The organism is Ruminiclostridium josui JCM 17888 (assembly GCF_000526495.1).
GTDB classification, from domain to species: domain Bacteria; phylum Bacillota; class Clostridia; order Acetivibrionales; family DSM-1351; genus Ruminiclostridium; species Ruminiclostridium josui.
This window is the reverse complement of the sequence record NZ_JAGE01000001.1, coordinates 2,642,894-2,664,660: the sequence shown is the minus strand read 5'-3', so window position 1 is coordinate 2,664,660 and position 21,767 is coordinate 2,642,894. Positions and strand designations below refer to the sequence as shown.

20 protein-coding genes and 1 other annotated feature are annotated in these 21,767 nt (G+C 35.9%); of the genes, 6 read left to right on the top strand and 14 right to left on the bottom strand.

Features of this window, described 5'->3' with window-relative positions:
• Positions 1-66 precede the first annotated feature (66 nt).
• The 10 genes from speA to K412_RS0112190 form a co-directional block, all read right to left on the bottom strand.
• On the bottom strand, positions 67-1,986 hold the full coding sequence (speA, locus tag K412_RS0112235) for a biosynthetic arginine decarboxylase (protein WP_024833376.1): 1,920 nt from the start codon (positions 1,984-1,986) through the stop codon (positions 67-69).
• A gap of 290 nt (positions 1,987-2,276) precedes the next feature.
• Positions 2,277-3,506, bottom strand: coding sequence for an MFS transporter (locus K412_RS0112230; protein ID WP_024833375.1), 1,230 nt, complete (start codon positions 3,504-3,506; stop codon positions 2,277-2,279).
• 201 nt (positions 3,507-3,707) lie between these two features.
• Positions 3,708-4,937, bottom strand: coding sequence for an MFS transporter (locus K412_RS0112225; protein ID WP_024833374.1), 1,230 nt, complete (start codon positions 4,935-4,937; stop codon positions 3,708-3,710).
• 89 nt (positions 4,938-5,026) lie between these two features.
• Positions 5,027-6,079: an FAD:protein FMN transferase gene (locus K412_RS0112220; protein WP_024833373.1), complete on the bottom strand. Its 1,053-nt coding sequence runs from the start codon at positions 6,077-6,079 to the stop codon at positions 5,027-5,029.
• Between the two features lie 421 nt (positions 6,080-6,500).
• On the bottom strand, positions 6,501-7,580 hold the full coding sequence (locus K412_RS0112215) for a hypothetical protein (protein WP_024833372.1): 1,080 nt from the start codon (positions 7,578-7,580) through the stop codon (positions 6,501-6,503).
• 35 nt (positions 7,581-7,615) lie between these two features.
• Positions 7,616-8,137 carry a Gx transporter family protein gene (locus tag K412_RS0112210; protein ID WP_024833371.1) on the bottom strand — a complete coding sequence of 174 codons (522 nt, stop codon included), beginning with the start codon at positions 8,135-8,137 and terminating at the stop codon, positions 7,616-7,618.
• 15 nt (positions 8,138-8,152) lie between these two features.
• A complete protein-coding gene (locus K412_RS0112205; RefSeq protein ID WP_024833370.1) occupies positions 8,153-8,548 on the bottom strand; it encodes a NusG domain II-containing protein in 396 nt (131 codons plus the stop codon).
• A gap of 19 nt (positions 8,549-8,567) precedes the next feature.
• Positions 8,568-9,476 carry a UbiA family prenyltransferase gene (locus K412_RS0112200; protein ID WP_340139727.1) on the bottom strand — a complete coding sequence of 303 codons (909 nt, stop codon included), beginning with the start codon at positions 9,474-9,476 and terminating at the stop codon, positions 8,568-8,570.
• A 44-nt stretch (positions 9,477-9,520) separates the two neighbouring features.
• Entirely contained in the window at positions 9,521-11,530 is a 2,010-nt protein-coding gene (locus K412_RS0112195; RefSeq protein ID WP_024833368.1) for an NAD(P)/FAD-dependent oxidoreductase, read from the bottom strand.
• A 280-nt stretch (positions 11,531-11,810) separates the two neighbouring features.
• Complete coding sequence (locus K412_RS0112190) at positions 11,811-13,091, bottom strand: LysM peptidoglycan-binding domain-containing protein (RefSeq protein ID WP_024833367.1); 1,281 nt, start codon at positions 13,089-13,091, stop codon at positions 11,811-11,813.
• 245 nt (positions 13,092-13,336) lie between these two features.
• On the opposite strand from K412_RS0112190, the gene K412_RS0112185 reads away from it, so the two are divergent.
• Together K412_RS0112185 and K412_RS0112175 are read left to right on the top strand one after the other, a co-directional pair.
• A complete protein-coding gene (locus tag K412_RS0112185; RefSeq protein WP_024833366.1) occupies positions 13,337-14,029 on the top strand; it encodes a manganese catalase family protein in 693 nt (230 codons plus the stop codon).
• A 339-nt stretch (positions 14,030-14,368) separates the two neighbouring features.
• Positions 14,369-14,423 (top strand) — a sequence feature (sodium ion sensor (DUF1646 type); this cis-regulatory element may regulate processes involved in with the transportation of sodium ions).
• Positions 14,424-14,664: 241 nt separating this feature from the next.
• Positions 14,665-15,720 (top strand): DUF1646 family protein, encoded by a 1,056-nt coding sequence (locus tag K412_RS0112175; protein ID WP_024833365.1) that lies wholly within the window; start codon positions 14,665-14,667, stop codon positions 15,718-15,720.
• A 90-nt stretch (positions 15,721-15,810) separates the two neighbouring features.
• Here the strand turns inward: K412_RS0112175 and K412_RS0112170 are convergent, their stop codons facing one another.
• Positions 15,811-16,005, bottom strand: a complete 195-nt coding sequence (locus K412_RS0112170; protein ID WP_014314487.1) for a DUF1858 domain-containing protein — start codon at positions 16,003-16,005, stop codon at positions 15,811-15,813.
• 39 nt (positions 16,006-16,044) lie between these two features.
• Positions 16,045-17,034, bottom strand: coding sequence for an NADH:flavin oxidoreductase (locus K412_RS0112165; protein ID WP_024833364.1), 990 nt, complete (start codon positions 17,032-17,034; stop codon positions 16,045-16,047).
• Positions 17,035-17,206: 172 nt separating this feature from the next.
• On the opposite strand from K412_RS0112165, the gene K412_RS0112160 reads away from it, so the two are divergent.
• Positions 17,207-17,506 (top strand): ArsR/SmtB family transcription factor, encoded by a 300-nt coding sequence (locus tag K412_RS0112160; protein ID WP_024833363.1) that lies wholly within the window; start codon positions 17,207-17,209, stop codon positions 17,504-17,506.
• Positions 17,507-17,608: 102 nt separating this feature from the next.
• Here the strand turns inward: K412_RS0112160 and K412_RS0112155 are convergent, their stop codons facing one another.
• Complete coding sequence (locus K412_RS0112155; protein WP_024833362.1) at positions 17,609-18,715, bottom strand: phage tail protein; 1,107 nt, start codon at positions 18,713-18,715, stop codon at positions 17,609-17,611.
• A 24-nt stretch (positions 18,716-18,739) separates the two neighbouring features.
• On the bottom strand, positions 18,740-19,342 hold the full coding sequence (locus K412_RS0112150) for a phage tail protein (protein WP_024833361.1): 603 nt from the start codon (positions 19,340-19,342) through the stop codon (positions 18,740-18,742).
• 513 nt (positions 19,343-19,855) lie between these two features.
• Between K412_RS0112150 and K412_RS0112145 the strand changes: the two genes are divergently transcribed.
• From K412_RS0112145 to thiS, 3 genes are all read left to right on the top strand, one after another.
• Positions 19,856-20,194 carry a hypothetical protein gene (locus K412_RS0112145; RefSeq protein WP_024833360.1) on the top strand — a complete coding sequence of 113 codons (339 nt, stop codon included), beginning with the start codon at positions 19,856-19,858 and terminating at the stop codon, positions 20,192-20,194.
• Positions 20,195-20,479: 285 nt separating this feature from the next.
• On the top strand, positions 20,480-21,304 hold the full coding sequence (locus tag K412_RS0112140) for a hypothetical protein (RefSeq protein ID WP_024833359.1): 825 nt from the start codon (positions 20,480-20,482) through the stop codon (positions 21,302-21,304).
• 268 nt (positions 21,305-21,572) lie between these two features.
• Entirely contained in the window at positions 21,573-21,767 is a 195-nt protein-coding gene (gene thiS / locus K412_RS0112135) for a sulfur carrier protein ThiS (RefSeq protein WP_024833358.1), read from the top strand.

Below are 21,767 nucleotides of genomic sequence, written 5' to 3'. Positions count from 1 at the left end.
TTTAAGACTTTTAATCCCATTTGCCTCAAACCTTTTTACAGTTCAATCTTACGTTATACCACTTTTTTATCTTTCGTAATAGGTGTATCCTCTCAGCCCATTGTCATATGCACGCATTATTTCAGGTCTTTCACTTGCACTTATTAATCCTTCATGAATTGCCTGCTCAGCTTTTTCACGGAAGCTTACCAGCATGTCTTTTGGATCAAATTCTACATATGAAAGAACATCCGAAACACTATCACCATGAATCTCTTTAACAAGGTCATAGGTACCGTCACCGTTTATCTTTACGCTAACAATATTTGTATCTCCAAATAAATTGTGAAGGTCCCCAAGTGTCTCCTGATATGCACCCACCAAAAAAACTCCAAGGTAATAATCTTGGTCACTTTTAAACTCGTGCAACGGCAGTGTACTCCTTACATCGTGTAAATCGATAAAATGATCTATTTTTCCGTCACAGTCGCAAGTTATATCTGCTATTACTGCATTTCTTTTTGGCAATTCAAGCAATCTGTGCAAAGGCATTATGGGGAAAAGCTGATCTATAGCCCAGCTGTCAGGTATTGACTGAAATAGCGAAAAATTACAATAATAAATATCAGCAATTGCACTTTCTATATCCTCCAAGTCAGGGGGAGCATTTTTCAACTTTTGCTTTTCCTTTGCTATCTGGTTTATGGTATTCCAAAATATTCTTTCGGAAAATGCACGCTCACGGAGGCTAATACGTCCATGCTTGAACATGTCACGAATTTCATCTCTGTAGTATAGGGCATCGTTATAGCACTCCTGAATATTTTTAAGGGTTATATTCTTATTTACATCAAATAGGTTTTTTATCTGCTCTGACGTATTTTCGTCAAGCTTGTCCGGTATATCATGTTCTTCAAATTTTTCAGTATCCAGTACATTGAATATAAGCACTGAATGATATGCAACTGTTGTACGCCCTGATTCTGTAACAATTACAGGGTGAGGTACGTCACTTGAATCAAGAGTAGTCATAACAGCCTCTACAATATCCATGCAGTATTCCTCAACGGAGTAGTTTCGGCTGTTAGTGTAATTTGTATTTGAACCGTCATAGTCTACTGCCAATCCACCACCCAAATCAAGGTATCCCATTGGCGCACCTTCTTTTACGAGCTCAGCATAAACACGAGCTGCTTCCAGAACTGCCGAACGAATATCCCTGATATTCGGTATCTGTGAGCCCAAATGATAGTGCAATAATTTAAGAGATTCAAGCATTCCCTCTGCTTTCAAAGTATCAACCATAGAAATTACTTGGGACATATTCAAGCCGAATATACTTCTGTCCCCACCGGATTCAGTCCAGTGTCCCCCAGCTTTTGCCGAGAGCTTTATGCGTATACCAATATTAGGTTTTACTCCCAATGCTCTTGAACGTTCAAGAACAATATCCAGTTCCCCGGGTATTTCTATTACAAAAAAGCACTTAAAGCCCATTTTTACTGCATAAAGGCCCAAATCTATAAATTCTTCATCTTTGTAACCATTACATATAAGACAGGCTTCTTTATCTTTCATTACTGAAAGTGCTGCAACAAGTTCAGCCTTACTACCCACTTCAAGTCCGTGGTGATATCTCTGTCCGAACCTTGTTACTTCCTCTACTACCTGCTGCTGCTGATTTACCTTTATAGGGTAAACACCGCGGTACTCACCTTTATAGTTAAGCTTGTGCATTGCTTCACTAAATGAATTATTTAAAAATGAAATCTGTGAGTCCAGCAAATTTTCAAAACGCAAAAGTACAGGCATGTCCAATCCACGTTCCCGAACCCCCGATATTATATCCATCAAGCTTACAGCCGCAGGGCCGTTATCTTTATAAGGATTCACCAACACCTCTCCATTGTCAGATATAGAAAAATAGCCGGCTCCCCAGTTTTTAATTCCATAAAGTTCTTCGGACTTTTCTTTTGTCCATCTGCCTAAAAGCTCTGCTTTATTCATGGCCCTCTTCCTTTCCATATAACAATTTGTTCTCTACCTAACTAACGGATTATTCTTGAAAATTTCAAGGTACTTCACAAAGGTAAGAGTCAAAAATTTTTTTCTAAAAGCAGACAATACCATATTTAAAGGAGTATTGTCAATATAATACGTTATACTTGTAAATATTCCTAACCAATCTTAAACTATACACGCTGAAGCAAAAAACACTCAACATTCCCAAACATATTGGAAATCTGCAGATACAATTGTACAAGACTTAAGAAAAATTAAAATTGTTATAATTAGCGTTATTGTTTTACAAAGAGCTTTGCTCCTTTCAATAACATAATTATAGGAATCATTAATATGACTATAGCTGCACCGCAAGAAACAAACCCCATTCTGGCGCTAAATGCTTCTGTCATTGCTCCTGCAAATAAATTTCCGATTGGTGTTGACCCTGCAAAAACCAAGGTGTAAACACTCATTACTCTTCCCCTGTATTCATTATCAGTATTAAGCTGTAATGCAGAGTTGGAACTTGAGCTAAACATAACAAAGAAAAAACCTGTCACAGCAAGAGCCAGACCTGTAAGTATGAATTTATCCGTAAATGCAATTAAAATCAGCAGTAAACCAACCACAAACGGAACTACACGAAGTATAAACCTTTTGGGGCCTGACCTGCTCAAAGATGCAACGTAAACAGCACCAAACAGTGAACCAGCCCCCATAAAAGACATAAGATACCCGAATCCTGCTTCTCCCATATGAAGAATCTTTGACGTAAATACAGGTACCAGAACGCTAAAGTTGGGGGCAAATGTACCGACTATAGTCATGATTATTATTGTAGAGAAAAGAATTTCACTTTTTAATATATATTTAAGTCCTTCTCCAATATTTTGTAATATAGTTTTACCCTTTTCAACTGCCTCATTTTCTATCTTTAATGGCTTTATAAAAAACAGGCTTATTAGCACAGCTCCAAAGCTAACTGCATTTGCAAAGAAGCAAAAAGCTACGCCTGAGTATTCCATTAAAATACCTGCTATAGCAGGCCCAATAATTCTTGAAATGTTAAAAACAGTGGAATTCAGGGCAATTGCGTTCATCAGGTCTTCTTTTCCAACCAATTCAATTACAAAAGATTGCCTTGCAGGCATATCCAACGTATTTGCCATTCCAAGGGCTGTAGCCATTACTATCAAATGCCAATACCTTATTTCCCCTGTAGAGGCTAAAATTGCAAGAACGAGTGTTATTAACATTGATGCTGATTGAGTAATTATAAGAATTATCTTCTTAGAAAATCTATCAATTATAACACCAGCAAACAAGGAAAACAGCAGAACAGGTAAAAATTGAAGTGCCCCTACCAACCCCAGCAAAAAAGGAGAATCCGTCAGTTTATATGCAAGTAGAGGCTGAGCTATATTCTGCATCCATGTTCCAATTTGTGAAACACACATTCCGAACCAATAATACCTAAAATTTATATGCCTCAATGATATAAACGGGTTGTTTAAATTTACCAATTAACCGCCTTCTTTCCAGTTCACTGTTAAATATTATACAATCAAACAGCTACAATCTTCAACTATTTATATGTTCTCTTTATCACTCAATGTAACATGAATTAGGAAAGGGTAATATGAAAAATTTATATTTAAATAACCTTATATTTTAGGGGCTTGTAAGTAAACATTAACTTACAAGCCCCTACCAAATTGCTTTATTTAAATCTGTGTACTTGGCTTTCCCGCTTCTACAAGAATCTTGTTTAAATATAGTGCAATCCCAATAATCACAATAAGCAGCCCCGTAACTCTCAGCAGCCATTCTATTCTTATATAATCTGCCATAGGGCCAAACACAAGCATACCTATAGGCATCGTTGAGCTGGTTATCATGGACAGTACTCCAAATACCCTTCCCATATATTCCTCTTCAACCTTTTCCTGTAGCAATACAGTCGATGGAATATTAAAAATCGGCAACGAAACGCCTATAATACCCATAAATACAAGATATATCCAGAAGACTGGTACTATTCCAAGGACAAAGGTACAGATACCCGTTACCAGTGTAGATATCGCCATGGTGTAGGCTCTATTTTTAAAGCCGCCCCATGATGTCATTACAATCCCTCCTAGGGTCATACCTGCAGAAAATACAATTTCTATTGCTGTAAGCCTCCACACATCGTTTCCAAAAGTCCTTGTTACCTGAAGGGGTGTCAAGAATGATGCCGGTGCTGCTAAAAATAAAAACAATGCTACAAATACAAAAAACGTTCTCAAATATCTGTGGTTTTTTGTGTATATTAGCCCTTCATGAAAATCTTTAAAGTAACCTTTGGATTGATTATTAACAGCTTTAGAATGTACAGGAACATGCACAAACAGCAGAAGAACCATAATCCCAATAACTGCTGTAATTACATCTATGAAGAAAATTAAAGTTATTGTTGTAACACTCATTAATGCACCACTTATCATTGGTGATGCAAGCATAACCAATGCTTGTATGCTGCCGTTTATTCCATTTACTTTTGTGAGGTTTTCCTGAGGCACAATTTGAGGTATATAAGCACCTACCGTAGGTGTCTGAACTGCAGTTCCCAGTGCCCTTATTGCAAGTACTGCAAAAAGCATCCACATACTGTCGTATCCGGTCATAAATAAAATTGCCATAATAAGCGTGGCCAGTGCTATTATACTATCAGATACCATTATAAGTACTTTGCGGTTATATCTGTCTGCCCATACACCAGCAAAGGGTGAAAGGAAAAACGTAGGTACAAAACCACATATAATGGAAATGGTCATCATTACACCAGACTGTGTACTCATGGTTATATACCATATAATGGCATATTGAACCAAAGATGAGCCCAATAAAGATATGGTCTGACTTGTCAGAAACAATATTATATTCTTCTTCCAATTATTGCTTTGATTGCTCATAGGGGGTCAGGCCTCCTTTTTATATTAAGTTATTATGCATTATTGCACACTAACTTATTATAACTAAAAGGTGGAACTTATGCGATATCCTATTTATTTAAATATTTACTAAAATCATTGCTGTACTTTATTTTACCGTCTTTCGCAACCCACAGAGCCTCCGTATCAGGCAAAGAATCAATCAATTTCTTCCCCTGTTCAAAAGGCATATTGAAAATGGCAGTAGATAATACATCAGCCATGCCTGAATTATGGGTAACTATAGTAACTGCTGAAAAATGCTCAGATGGAAATAGTGTAATGGGGTCTATAATATGATGATATCTTTTACCGTTTACGGTATAGTATCTCTCATAATCTCCGCTTGAAACAACTGATTTATCTTCTACGTAAATTAGTTTTAAAGTTGAGTTCTCGCTTTTGGAGTCAGGATTTTGAATTCCCAGATTCCACAGCTGGTTGTCAACGCCCTTGGTTCCAATTGAACGTATATTTCCGCCTACGCTTATAAGCCCTGATTTAAAGCCTTTTTCCTCTGCAATGCGGCTAACCTGCTCTGTTGCGTATCCTTTCCCAACAGCTCCCACATCCAGACTCATTTCAGGGTCTTCCAGAAAAACTGTAGAGTTTTTTTCATCTATTTTAACTTTATTTATATCCGTGTGTTGTGATGCTTTCTTTAATATATCTATTGGAGGTATTTTAGCATTCTCTTCGTCTTCCAAACCTTCCGTACGGTAATTATGCCATACTTTTAAAACAGCACCGAATGCAATGTTCACTTTACTGTCAGTTTTTTTATACCATTCCTTTGAAAAAAGCAGCAGGTCTATTATCCTTTTGTCTACCTTTACAGGCTTTTTTCCTGCATTGTCGTTAATAGTCTTAATATTGTTTTTTCCGGGATAATCATGGTATATATCATATAATTCATGATATTCTTTTAGGTTATCATATATGAGCTGAGAATACTCTGTGAATTCTTCTTTGGTTTCAGTATAGGCAACAATTTTTGTTACGGTATCAAACAACACAAGAAATTCTGCCTCATATCTGGTTTTCTTTTTATCTCCGCATGCTGCAAGATTTATGGAAAATGTCAGTATAATTATTATGGCTATTAGTTTTTTTAACTTTTTCATTTTATATTAGCCTCCGTAAGCCATCCGGCGCTTTTTTTATTACAAAAATTATGCTTAAACGGGGCTGTTACAAACACAAAGTTTTTCTGTTTACCACCATACTCCCGTATAACATTATATCAATGATTGCTTACAAGATATTTGCAAGAGTTTCTAGAGGCTCATCTTAGGATATTTTGCCGTCGCTCACATTCATCATCCTTGATTCATTGTTCGCTAAAACCTACATCGTGTAAGTTTTACGGTAAAATATCTGCGTTCGCCTACAAACAATTGCAAATATCTTTAACCAAGCTTCCATTGATACAATTTATACTCTCGTACAAGTTAAGAAAAAACTCTTTTTGTGACAACCCCGATTTAAGCAGTAATTTACTTTACTTTTATATTATTTGTGGATAGTTCGTTTTAATTCAATCAATTATTTAGCATTAGCAGCTGCCTTAGCTATAACAGCCTGATAATCGCCAATGTGGATTGTTACAGAGCTTGTTAATTCAGCCTGTGATGGTACTCCTTCTTCATTTACAGCAATACCTTTAATTTCATCAACTGTTTTTCCTGTAACATATTTTGCAAGAGCTTCAGTTTGCTCAAACCATTCTTTTTTGATTTTTGAAGCCTTAGCAAGACCATAATCAGCACCAAGTTCTATTTTAGTCTTTAAAGGAGCTTTCAAATCTGAAGTAATTTTTCCATCCTTTGAGAAGTTTACGTTTGACTGTGAAGCATCAATAACACAACTTGTTACTTTACCGTTTACATCAAAAGTTGTAGCTGTGTAGTTTGAGTAAGCCTGTGCTACTCCGTCTTTTTCGCCTGCATCAGTTGACTTGCTTATGCTTGTAGTAACACCAAGGCCAAGCTTGTCTCCAGCTTTTGCACCAAGATCTTTGGCATTGTTAACAGCCTTTTCAATTGCGGCAGTGAAGTCTGCAATGTGTATTGAAACTGAAGCGGAAAGTTCTTTATCTGATGGAACACCTTCTTCATTTACAGCTATTCCCTTTATTTCAGCAACTGTTTTGCCTACAACATAGTTTGCAAAAGCGTCTGCCTGTTCATTCCATTCTTTTCCTATTTTGGATGCTTTATTCATACCATAATCAGTTTTCAATTCCTGCTTTGACTTGAATTCTTTTTTCAAATCAGTAGTAATTTTACCTGCTGCTGAAAAATTAATCTTTGTTTGTGCTGCATCAATTGCACACTTAACTATTTTTCCATCTTTATCCACTGTAACTGCAACAACAGTTGAATCAACCTGTGCAACACCGTCTTCTTTTCCTGCATCTGTGGATTTTGCTATTGAAGAAATAACAGCAAGTCCTGTTTTAACTGCATCTCCATTTGCTTCACTGCTTACAGCTGCAGTTGAACTGCTTGCGGAAGTAGATGTAGCGGAATTTGTTGAATTACTTGTTTCGGATGATGAGCCACAGCCAGCAAGCAGTGATATTGCCAGAACAGAACTCATTACTAGCGAAATAATTTTTTTCATAAGTAGTCCTCCTATATAATTGTATATGTTTTTATTTAAACCAGCTTTTTAAGAGCCGGCAAAATAAACCTAAGTAAGGTAGACGTTGCTATCCCTGCGATTACTCCTGCAACTAAAAGCACAGGCAGATAAACCCAAAGATACATGTTTGTATATAGAATTGATATTATAATAAACTGACCCACATTATGAGATACTGAGCCAAATATACTTAGAATCAGATAAGAAACTCTATCCTTAAAAACAAATACCAGCAGTGCCATTATAAATATGGACAAAACTCCTCCGCCAAAACTAAGTAAGCCAGCTATGGGGCCTCTTGTAGACAATACAAACAGTGCCTTTAAAATAGCAATTGTAAAAGCTTGTCTTTTGTATAGAAAGAATAATGCAAACATAACAGCAATGTTTGATAGTCCCAGCTTTATACCGGGAATTCCCGCGGATATGGGCGGAAATGAATTCTCAACTACAGAAAGTACCAAGGCAACAGCAAAAAGTAGTGCAGTAAGAACCAGTTGTTTAGTTTTTGTCATACTGTTCCTTGAATTGTTCATTAGCAATTGACCTTTCTATTTTCCTATTATCATATCTATATCATCATCACTGCGGTTGTTATTTTTGGGTACTATTTTAAGAAAAACCTCATTGGGAAGGCATGCAGCAGTCTGCCCCACTTTGTCAAGCCACCCTGTCTTTATGCAAATCTTATCTGGGCAGTCCGAATCTTCAAAGCGTATCCTGCCATCGGCTGTAAGATGAAATACTACATGGTCACTCTGGGGTATACTGAAGGTTTTATCCTTGCCCTTATCCAAATCAATGGTTTCAATTAGTTGAGATTTATAATATATTTCTGCTTTTGCTGTTTTTTTTGAAAAGGAGTTGTTATACACAGCCCACAAGACTCCTCCGGATATTAGAATTATTAATATTACTAAGATGTCGGACTTTTTAGCAAATTTCATATTAACTCCTTTATTACCCTTAGAATGACAATCCTCCTATAAAAATCATCAATGATAGAGCACCCATTATAAGTACATAATTTTTTATGGAAACAATAAAGGTTTTTGCTTTATCCTGTACCTTGAAAAACTGGTTGATGTTTTTCTGTACCGGATATACAGTTGCTAGTGAAAGTAGGCATACCCAGGGTAACTTGCCTAGCACAACCATGAGTATGATATCCAGATACCCCAAATAATATAACCCAGCAAACAGATAAACTGATTTTCTTTTACCCAAATAGTAGGGCAGTGTAAATCTCTTTACCGTAATATCCCTTTCAAGGTCACATATATTATTTGCCAGCATTATATTTGCTGTAGTACATACTGGTGGTACTGAAAGCAGCACTACTGTAAATAAAGGCATAATGTTTAATTGCAGATTTATAGCTGTAAAGTTCAAGCTTAGTTTCAAAAGAGTATCCTCAGGAAGGTTAATATACAGAAGTATAAAAGGTATAAGCAAACCATAAAATAAGCCTGAAAAAATCTCTCCCAAAGGCTGCCTTGATATTGGTATAGGCCCGAAAGTATACAGAATACCACACATGAAGCAAACAGCGCCTATAAGCAGTACTACCACATCGCTGAGATACGCAAGATATAACCCCAGTGCAGTACTTATACCCAGCATGACAAATATTATAGCCAGAGCAATTTTTCTTTTAAATCCAAGTGACTGATGATTGGTCTTTGAATCTATATAGTTATTTATTGCAGTAGTAGTCATATCAAATATGAACATTGATGCAAAAAATATCAACGTAAGCCGCCAGTCAACAGGACTTCCTATATAGAATAAATAAGCCATTGTAATAAGAAATGCAAATGTACTGGTTATCTTAGTCTTTATTTCAACATAGTTCAAGAATCTGCCAATCACCATGTCACCCCCTTATTAGCAGATAATGTTTTTAAACATACTTAACATTAATCGTTATATATATACCATTTTTTTACGATAGGCAGCTTTTTCCACTGTCTTTTCAAAAACGGCATTACATAATAATCAAGTCCGAAGGTTCTTCCAGCACCAATTAATACGGCAATTCCAGCAAAAATCATCCAGAAGGTTCCTAAATACAAGCCTGTTGTACACACAAACATAAACTGCAATATAAGTGATACTGCTGAAGCCGGTGTGGTGAACAAGCCACCTATCAACGCAAGACCTATTAAGATTTCAGCTATTACTATTGAAATCTGCATAAACATTTGAATAGAATCATTTGCAAGTATAACTTTATTAACAAAAGTATTCATTAAAGGTATATCAAGTCTAAATGCAAAATCACTCAATGCAGACTCTGCAAGTTCCTTACCGCTAACAAATATAATACGAAACAGGCTTAAGAAATCGAAGTTAATTATTGTAGTTCCTATCTTACTAATTCCTTCTGTTACTGCTTCTCCGCCTCCTGCGACTGTCGCCGAGGAAACTGCTTCTGCAACTGCCTTTGCTGATTCACCAGTTGCACCACTTGTCCCTTCTACCGCACCCTTTAAAATACTGTCATACCATCCATTAGCTCCTCCAAAGAATGCTTTCAAATGAGGCTTATCAAACCACCCCTCAACAATCTTCATAACACCTTCAAAGAGCCAAACTGCTCCAAGCCATATTCTGAGAGCCACAAGCAAAAAGCTTGGAGTTCTGTTAGAGAAATGTCCCCCAACAAAGCTTCTGCAATTTCTTATAGTAAAGAATTCATGTTTTACATAGCTGAATATTTTGTTCCAGCCAAGTACCTGTATAAAATAAATAATATTTATAAAATGTTTTGCAAACATTGCAAGAAAGGACGGTAAATTGAACATAAAATTCGGAAATCCAACTCTTGCTACACCATACCTTCCACCTATACATACCATCATTCCATGGAAGGAAGGCTTGTAAACTGTCATTTCGCCTTTACCTGTTATTGCACTGTAAATGTTCTTTGCTGCAACTGCTGCACTTTGCTCACAGTTCTCTACCATCTGGGGAACAGGTCTTTCCTCTCCTTCAGCTGTATAGAGCATATTGTCTCCAACTACGTATACATGGTCGTTATCAAGTGAACGCAGGTATGAGTCAAGCTTTATACGACCTCTTGCAGCAGATTGAAGAGTTTTTGCAGCCTCGTTTGTAATATCTGAGCTTTCTATACCCGCCGCCCATATAACTGTTCCAGCAGCATGTCTTGTAACCTTGTCCCCATTTTTTGTTTCAATAAAGTCCTCTCCGACTCCTACAACGCCATTATTAAGCATCATGGTAACGCCCATTTTCTTCAAGCGGTTTTCTACCTTATTTGAAAGCTTTTCAGGCAAGTTTGGAACTGTACGTGTTAATACGTCAACGTTGTATATACTTACGTCTTTTCTGTCTATTTCATATTTTTCACATAGGATAGGAACATATTCTGCAAGTTCTCCTACCATTTCAACTCCTGTAAAGCCTGCTCCTACCACATGAAAAGTCAGAAGTCTCTTTTTCTTTTCAGGATTCGTTTCTGTAGCAGCCTTTCTGAAGCAGCTATGAATATGTTCTCTTAAGTTAACAGCATCATCGAATGACCAAAGTTTATGGGAAAATTCTTCAGCACCGGGTACACCAAAATATGTCGGTTTTGAACCTGCTGCCAGTACAAGATATTCATATTCATATGTGCCGCAGTTTCCGGTAACTTTATTATTTTCAAAATCAATGGATTCTACGGTATCCAGTACGACATTAACCTTTCTTCCTGCAAATACCTTACTCAAACTGATTTTGATACTATCTTCATCAACACGATTTGCAGCTACCTCGTGCAGCTCGGTGAGCATTGTATGAAATGGATTTTTATCAATTATAGTAATGGTAACATCATCATTTTTCTTAAATTTCTTAGCCAGTTTCTTAGCAGTAAGTATTCCCGCATAGCCTGCTCCAATAATAAGTATTTTGCTTTTCAATTGGCTCCCCCTCTTTGCTTACTAAATTTTCCTTATTTGTTCTACATATTTCTACATATTTCTACATTATTTTATCAAATTGATTAAGAATAATCAATCAAATTGTTAAATAGTAAACACACCAAATGTTTACATAAGATATATCCCAACAGCCCGTTGACATATGACGTAAATTAATCTACAAATAAAGCGACTGCAGCCACACAATCCGCATAAATATGCGTATTGTGTGGCTGCAGTCGCTATGTTCATAAGTAGCAGCAGAAAGACTATAAATATATTAGAGTAACTTTCTTATATTAAAAATAGAGCTTAAAACCAACCAATTCTGTGGGAAGTAGCGGTTTATTGTCCAGTAACTTACTCCACCTAGTCTGTATTCATGAGCAAGAGTCAGTCTGGCAAATATACTTCTGGCATCTTCAAACCATACTACATGCTGCTTTCCGTCATCTGCATAGTAATAGAAGAAAGGTGCCTGAGATACTTCATCAAACTGGATTTCAGCCCCTTCTCTTCTGGCAAGGTCCACTGCGCCTACGTTAGTAACAGTTCTTGCAGCAGTTCCCGGAGTATATGGTAATGTCCAGTCATAACCGTAATTCGACATTCCCATGAATATCTTTCTTCTTGGTATAACTGTTACAGCATAATCAAGAACACGTTTTACCCCGGTTATAGGAGATACTGCCATTGGTGCACTATATGTGAATCCCCACTCGTAAGTCATAAGTATAACATGGTCAACCAATGCTCCGTGAACAGGATAATCATGAGCCTCATACAATTTTCCCTGCTGAGTAGCTGATATCTTAGGAGCTAGTGCCGTAGTAATGGTATAACCAAGAGGTCTAAGAGTTCTTACCACCCGTCTCAGGAAGTTATTGTAACTCTCTCTGTCATATGGATATATATACTCAAAATCAATATCCAAACCAAAATAATTCTTCTGTCTTAAAATTCTGGTAACGTTATTAATAAGATTTGTCTGTGCTGTCTCGTTTGTAAGTATTGAATGTGCAATATCGCTGTCAAAACCTCCACCTTCTTTTATGTTTGTTATAACCATAAGCGGGGCTACTCTAGCAGCTCTTGCAGCCTCAATAAGCGGTTCATCGGGTATGGACTTAAGATTTCCGTCAAGACTTACCTGATAACTAAAAATACTAAGGTAAGTCAGATTGGGCAAAGTTTTTCTTAATACATTCATATCAATATTAGGAAAAGCATAGCCGTTAACTTCCATAGGCCCGTAATCATAGGTTACCGGAGGTATTGTAATAACCATTCCAGGCTGTATTTGTGATGAGACAGAAATCTGAGGATTGGCTGCCAGCAATTCATTAATACTTATTTTATAGGACCTTGCTATTGAATAAACTGATTCACCAGGTGCTACAACATGTCGTCTGGTTCCCTCCAATATAACCAAAGTTTGTCCTATAACCAGCTGTCCCGGGTTGGTCAGTTCATTATCAGATATTATTTTTTGCGGTGAAACCCTGTATTGCTGCGCAATTGAATATATACTTTCACCTGGTTTAACAACATGAATTCTCAAAGCAAATCACTCACTTATATATATTTATAAATCCAATATATGTGAGTTTAATTTGATTGGTTACTGTAACTTCTCACCATATCGTCCTTTTTAACTCCACCTTTTTTCAATCATATCATCATCGTTTATTAATTAAACTATCTTTACCCACGAAAACAATTAATATTATATAAAATAATTGAAGAATATTTTATATAATACTACAAATTCTAATACCAAATAATTAAAAAAAAGGAGATAACATTATGTTTAAACATGATAAAGCACTTTTACAAGATGTTCAGGTAGATGGCCCAAATCCTAACTATGCTGCAATGCTCCAGGAACAGTTGGGGGGCCCTCAGGGTGAACTCAAAGCCGCTTTGCAATATCTTTCACAGAGTTTCAGAATAAAGGATCCAGAGATAAAGGACTTGTTTCTGGATATCGCCGCAGAAGAATTGGGCCATATGGAAATGGTTGCACAAACAATAAATTTACTAAACGGCCATGTTCTTGATGCTAAAAATGCTACTGTTGGTAACATAGAAGCCCATGTTTTAACTGGACTTACACCAATGCTAAGCAATGCTTCAGGACAGTTGTGGACAGCTGCTTATGTCAACGAAACAGGAGACCTTCCTGCTGATATTCTATCAAACATTGCAGCAGAGCAACGTGCCAAGGTAGTTTATGAATATCTCTACAGACAGATAACAGATAAAGGTGTAAGACGTACCATAGATTTTCTTTTAAACCGTGAGGAAGCTCATAACACTATGTTCAGAGAAGCCTTTAACAAAATTCAGGATACAGGCTCGCTTAAAGATTGGGGAATCACAAAGGATTCAAAACTTTACTTTAACCTTTCAACTCCGGGCAATCAGTTCTTTAATGCCGATAACCCACAGCCTGCAAGTTTTCAAAATCCTAATTCACAGCAGCCGCAGCAACATTAATAACAAGAGGTGCACGGATTTTATATTATTCCAGCACCTCTTGTTTATTTCTTTATAAATTTTCTTAGCATTTTAGTCAACGTACTTCAGCAAATCATGCAGCTCATGTTCGACTAATTAGTCGACCTGCTAAAATGCACCTATATCAGTTCATATCCTCAAAATGCTTACTTTACACCGTTAAATATATCAATGGCTTTCTGGTTTTTTAAGTAAAAACCTGACATTTATTAGTTTATTTTCTATAAATCCTCTTGTTTCTATTCCTCAGCTCCATAAAAATATTGTGCAATCTTTTTCACCATGTTATAATAACCATAAGTTTATAAAGTTCTTTTCGGTTGAACGGATAACTTCCGTTTTCAAGAGTTTTAGGCTTCTGGGGTGGGAAGCTCGTATGCTTACGAGTTTTTCGCCTTTTTTGCGTTCTCATTTTGAAAAATACAATTCTCGTAGCATAAATTACTTCCGGATATTTGAAAGTTTCCCAGTTATGTTTTGTGTAAAGGAGGTGTCTCTAATGAATAATATAAAAAAGCATCTTATAATGGTAATTTGCTATGTCGTGGTAGCAATTGGAGTCGTACTAGTTTTAGCTAATTTTATGAAATAAAAAGAATTTTGGGAGGATTTGAATGATTATCGGACTTTTGATTGTACTAGCATTAATATTAATACTACCCTTTGTATTTAAGCCCATAGAACATAATCTGGAGTACTTTTTGCTTGTTATGGGAATTGCAGCAACATTAATTTCAGGTACACTCTCTAGTGGTCTACTGCTTCACATATTTGAAAACTATCTACTTTATTTTATAACTGGTGCTGTACTGGTAGCCGGATTTATTTTCAGGATTTCAGTAGGCAAAATCAAGAAATTTGTAGGATATGCCACAGAGCGTTTACCTATAGGTATTTTTGTTTTTTTGCTAATAATAGTTTTAGGCCTAATTTCCAGTCTAATTACAGCTATAATTGCCGCTTTGATACTTGTCGAGATAGTGCACGTACTACCATTCAAGCACAGCCAGAAGGTAAAGCTAACCGTAATATCCTGTTTTGCAATTGGTTTGGGTTCAGCCCTTACTCCTATCGGAGAGCCTCTTGCGACTATAGTAGTTTCCTCTTTAAAAGCTGATTTTACTTATCTTTTCAGGAACATAGGCATATATGTTATTCCTGGGGTCCTTGTTATGGCGACACTTGGAGCTGTGGCTGCAAAAATGATGCATAAAGCAAATCTAAGGGAAATTGAAGGAGAAAACAGCTGGAAGGATGAAAATGAAGGAATATTGGAATTGGAAAGTAAAAAAGCAGTGTTTGTTCGTGCCATAAAAATATTCTTATTTATAATCGCATTAGAACTGTTGGGTTCCGGATTTAAGCCTCTTATAAACACATATGTCATTCACTTGCCCAGTATGTTATTATACTGGATAAATATATCTTCTGCTGTACTGGACAATGCAACACTTGCAGCTGCCGAAGTAAGCCCAGCCATGAGTACTAAACAGATTCAGGCGATTCTCATGGGACTGCTGCTAAGCGGCGGAATGCTTATTCCTGGAAATATTCCCAATATTATATCCGCAGGGAAACTTAGTATTAAGAGTCGAGAATGGGCAAAAATCGGGCTTCCATTGGGGTTGGTTCTGCTTATTATTTATTTCGTAATAATATTCTTTATATAGTAAGATAAAAAAATAAGCGTAATAACCGAAAGTAATTTTTATACTTAGGTAATTATGCTTATTTTTATCTTCTGCTACTCTTATTTAAGCTTATTCTTTTATTGCCTCGTTAAGCTCTTTTATTAATTCATCTACATTTATACCGTGAGCCATGGCACCCTGTTCTATGTTTTCAAATCTTGCTGCCATACATCCAAAACAGTGCATTCCGTGGTTCATCAATATTTCTGCAGTTTTAGGATATTTCTCAACTATATCAGTTATTGACCAGTCCTTAGTTATCATATTATCACCTCCTTACAGAATTAATTTATTAGTCTCAATTTATATACCCATCGCACGGGCAGCCCAATCAGAATCACTCAAAATTGCTCTACCTACTCCTATCAAATCAGCTTTTCCGTCGGCCAAAAGCTTTTCTGCCGACTCTGCCTCAGTGATTCCTCCTGTAAGTATGACAGGAATGGAAACCTGTTCCTTGATTGCTTTTGTCAAAGGCCAGAAGTAACCTTCCTCATTTGCATCTGGCTTAACATATCCGCAGAAGCCCCCTGAAATATCTAAAGCCGCCACCCCTACCTTTTGAAATTCACGAGCTGCTATAATGCTGTCCTCTATTGTGGTGCCACCCTCCATATAATCGGATGCCCCAAGTCTCAGTAAAACTGTAAAGTCCTCTCCTACTGCTTTTTTTACAGCATCTATTACCTGCAGGTGTATTTTTATTCTGTTTAAAACATTTCCGCCATATTCATCGGAACGCTTATTACTTATTGGTGAGAAAAACTGATTCAGAAGGTATCCGTGAGCTGAATGTATCTCAACACCGTCAAATCCTGCTTCTTTAACCCTTTTAGCAGCACTTGCAAATGAACTGATTATACCATTTATTCCTTCTATGGCAAGCTCTTTGGGAACAACATTGGGATTTCTCGGATGTGATACTGCAGAAGGACCTACAGGACTTAATCCTGTTATTTTGTCAGAAGTTGCACTTCCTGCATGATTAATCTGCATTATAGCCTTTGAGCCATTTTTGTGGATTACATCCGATAATTTTTTTAGATTTTCTATTACACTGTCATCAGCTATGGACAACTGATTACTACTAGCCTTGCCTTCCTTGCTTATATAACTGTGTTCAATAATAACAAGACCTATATGGCCTCCCTTTGACTTTTCATCGTAATATTCAATAATTTTACGGCTAGCTTTTCCGTCATCTTCAGACTTTGCAGTAGCCATGGGCGGCATAACCAATCTGTTGCTTAATTTCAGATTTCCAGCACTTAAGGGTTCACTCAGCAATTTCACAATACTTACCTCCCTACATAAATTAGCAAACTGTAAAAGATACTTATTATTATATTCTAAAATTTAAAGTTTACTAATGTTAAATAGTTCAAATATAATTGAACTATTTAAATATATCACAGCCTGTGGTATAATTCAATAGTATATTAGAATAATACAGGAGGTCAGAAACTTGCGGGAACTATTTCATCCTACGGCAGAACAAATGTGTTTATCTACTGTTTTAAATGCCCTTGGTGACCCTATCCGGCTTCAGATTATTAAAAATCTTGCCAACCAGAAGGAAACCACATGTGCATGCTGCAATATAGAACTTACCAAATCTGCCCTTTCCCATCACTTTAAGGTTTTAAGGGAATCCGGCATAATAAATGTGCGAATTGAGGGTAAACAAAGGTTTATGTCCTTAAGGTATGATGAATTAAACGCAAGATTTCCGGGGTTATTGGAGTCTGTAATAAGAAGTATTTAATTTCTATAAAAAAGCATGAATCGGTAATTTTACCAATCCATGCTTTTTCTATGTATATTAATATATCACACGAGGACTATTCTTAACTTGAATTTATCAAGTTTATACATTGCTGGTTTTTATAATATAATCCAAGCAAATATTTACTGGACGTGTCTCAGAATCACCGCCAATGATACTATGTTTATGATTTCCTTGTTTACCGGTTACTTGACCTGATGGGAAATTAGCAACTTGGTGGCCTGCACAATAATTTTCTATATATTTATCCTTCGGCAGATTAGGAGCACTATGAGTATGTTTTCCGTCTGTTGATAACGTAAATTTTTCAGTTTTTGGAAGAGCAGTTAAGCAATCCTCTATTTGTCCTATTCTTGTTGCTCCATGCACACCGGGTGTGTCTGATGTATTTGAATTTACACCTCTTACAAATAAACCTCTAAGATCCGGTACACTAAACTTCTTTTCATCTCCTCCGTATATATTACATATATTTTCATAAAGTTCAGGATATTTACTAACATCATAAGAACCGCCTATACATGGCAGCCAGCCATTGGCAATAAGGTTATCTTTCTGATTTATGGCATCTCCTGCAAAGGATACTATGGAACCTGCCGGCAATAGCATCGCTTCATCGTAATCACTAGAAGTAAATTTTATAATCCAATGCATATACAGGTTTGCAGGTCTGGTTTCACTGTCACCGCCGCTTATGATAGTATGTGTATGTAGTCCAGCTTTACCTGATTCAGATGTCTTGCTCGGGAAGTTGGCTCCTTCATTATCGGTTATGGCAGCTGCAGCATTCCAGTAGTCTGTAGGCAGATGATCCACTGAGTGACTATGCTCACCGCTATCGCTTGTTATAAAATCATTCTTTGGCTTGGCTGTTGCATAATCCTGAACAGAGCCTGTATTATCTCCTGTCACTCCTCCTGACCTTGCCGCTTTACGCTGCTTTGCATCAGGGTCAAATCCCCTTCCATGGTCGGTTGCACGTACAAATCTTCCACGAAGGTCAGGTATATAGAAGTTAGGAATACCATCTCCTCCATATTTTGTTCCTATTACATTAAACAGTTCTAAATAGTTTTTTTTATCTAACATTCTTCCATCACAAGGAAGCCAACCAGAAGATTTTAACTGATCTTCTTTTAATGGTCCAGCAAAAGGTATAACAATACCTACGGGAAATTTTAATGGCATATTTCTTCCTCCTATTTTTTAGAATTATTTGCTATCTTTACTGTATTTAATTAAGAAATACAGATTCATATTTCTTGGACGTGTTTCAGGGTCTCCTCCAGCAACAATAGTATGTGAGTGAGCACCGGATTCGCCTGTTATGGTATCGCTACCAGCCTTTTTTCCACCGTCTCTGCCTATACTTCCAGCATATGCTTTGTGAGAACCATCAGGCAAGTGAGGCAAATAGTGTGTGTGTTCACCTTCTTCATTAGTAGTAAAACTAACTTTAGGAAGTCCTGTTGCAAAATCCTGATATGAACCTACATTATTGCCTATATTCCCTCCGGCTTTAGCAAATGTCCTTTGAGCTGCATCAGGATCCATCAACTTTCCTGACTCATTAACAGCATCTCCGTTAACTCCTCGTATAAATTTGCTTTGCATATCAGGCAGATAAAAGTAAGTATTATCGCCTCCGTGTGCTTTTCCGATAGCCTCAAAAAGATCCGGATATTCAGCAATTTTTAATTTACTTCCGTCACAGATAAGCCACCCCATTCTATACAATCTGTTAACCATTTCAGATTTAATTTCTCCTGCAAATGATATAACACTTCCTACAGGCATTCTTTCCGTAGCTGGCATAAGCAAAAATTCCTCCTTTTCCTTTTTTTGAAATCAAATTTAAATTTTGGTTTATTCTATACACAATGATAAGTCATAATTAATGACATGTCAATATATAGAATTAAATTTTTAATTAGAAACAATACTGTAATTATCTAGTTTACAAATTTTATTGTTATGTTTTACTTGTTTGTATATGACTTATTTTCATGACACTTTCTATACCATTTCGACTATAAAATTGGATATATAAAAGGTAGTGAAGTTAAAACCTTTTAACAGGATAAGCGTACGTAAATTGCAAAAATATGTCCTTCCAGAGAATGTTAATTCATGGTTGAACCTTGAGATTTTGAACGTTGTTACACGAGCCTTATTTTAGGGTAGCTAAAATATTGTATGTAAATATTTGCAAATATGGTATTTAATGATAAAATCTGAGGTGGATTAATGAAAAGATGATTTCCCCATTTTTGCGTATGGATTGGGTAATCAGTTTTTATTAGTATAAAATAATGGAGGTTAAAAATCATGAAAAAAATATGTATAACCATAATTACTATTGCATTAGTTTTATCATTATGCATAGGTGTATCTGCCAGTTCGAGTGACGATTCTATTGAAAATCAACAAGCGAATCCTATTGGTCCCCAAATAGTGACTCCACAAGCAGTGAATCCTGTCTACTATTATGAAGCTTCAATAAATTCCTCAAAAATTACTGGAAGCACTAAAAGACTTGTAAAGTATCTAACTTATTGGGCAAAATCAAATAATTATACATATGGTGAAACTGAAACCACAACCTTAGGATGGTCTGGTAGTCTCTCATATACTGCTAAAAGTAAGGTGACAACGGAACTTGGATAAATTGTAGTTATTCACAGTCATATAGTGTAGCAACATCCATACCTGCTGATCCATCAAGATATAGTAAATTAGCTCTATATGGTAAATATAAAAACGGTAACGTCAGCGTACATATAACAAAATACCATTACCTATTAGGACCATTACCTGTTCTTAAAATTATCGATTATGAATGGGATGAGACTGGATCGTTCTCTGATCCTATTGATCAATATTTAGAGGTCGTTTATCAGTAAGTTGTGATGTAAGAAACATTTTATATAAAACAAAGGAGAAGGAAACAAGATGTTTTCGGAAAAAAAATCACACATAATGTCTATTATTATGGTAATTACAGTCTTAGTAATTATAGTTTTATCGTTAAATTATTCTTCTAAGAAAGAACTAGGAAAACCATATTTTATACAGTTTAATTCTTATGTCGCTAGTCAAATAAATACTTACTATACTTTAGATTTTGTATTTTTTATTGATAAAAATAAAGAAAACATTATTACATCTAATAATATAGAGCGTGTTGAGTTTAGCGACATAAATAATGCACAAATAGAAAAATATGAGTTTAAAAATGGTAGCGTTGCTAAAAAATATAAAATTATTACATTATCAATTACAACTAAGTTCACTAAAGCAGAAAAAGATACATTAAAGAAATTAAACATTATTTTTAAGAATGGAGAAGTGAAAAGATACCCTGTCGGAAACTGGATATTTGATGTCTCAAATGGGTTATTTAAAGATACTGATATAAATATTGGTAATGGGTACAGAGTAATGACAGGTAAATTGGATAAATACTTTTTATCGCTTAATAATATTTCTGATAAAGCTATAAGGCTAGAAAAACTGATAATTAACCTTGATGGCATAAAGTATGATTTTATTCCAACAACAGTGAATGCATATAAATCTTTTTATAAAGAAATAGATTTATATGTAAAAAGTAATATATGCAATGATAATTTATTCTTTTTTATCCGTCCAAGAATAGAGTATTCTAAGGAAGGTGTTATATATTCATATTTTCCATATGGAGTTAATTTTGGTTTGCTTAATATTAATGATTCAATAATAGATCTTGAGGTAGGAAAAGCGATTAATGCAGAATGATATACTTTTGCTATAAACGTTTTCCTGTACGCCTAAGAGATGTCTTACAAGTGGTAACTTAAACATACGCTATGGATACATTTTCTCCATTATTTTTTGCTAATTGTCACACATGTATTGTAATCCTACAAACTTAATTGACTAATTAATATGTATATAATATAATATATATAACTGAATAAAGAAGCACAAAATGGGGTACACCACCGCGGGTGTAAATTTCATTTTGTGCTTTTTTTTCGGAATTTTTTAGAAAGGAAGTAATAAAATGAAGGTAAACGGCAAGTATACAGAATTAACAGTTAAACAAAGCCTGCAGGACTTTTTGCTTTCTCAAAACCATGATATTTCAAGGATTGCAGTAGAACTAAACGGCGAAATTGTTCCTAAAGCAACCTACTCCCAAGTAATGCTTGATAATGGAGATACGCTTGAAATTGTCAGGTTTGTAGGGGGAGGCTAA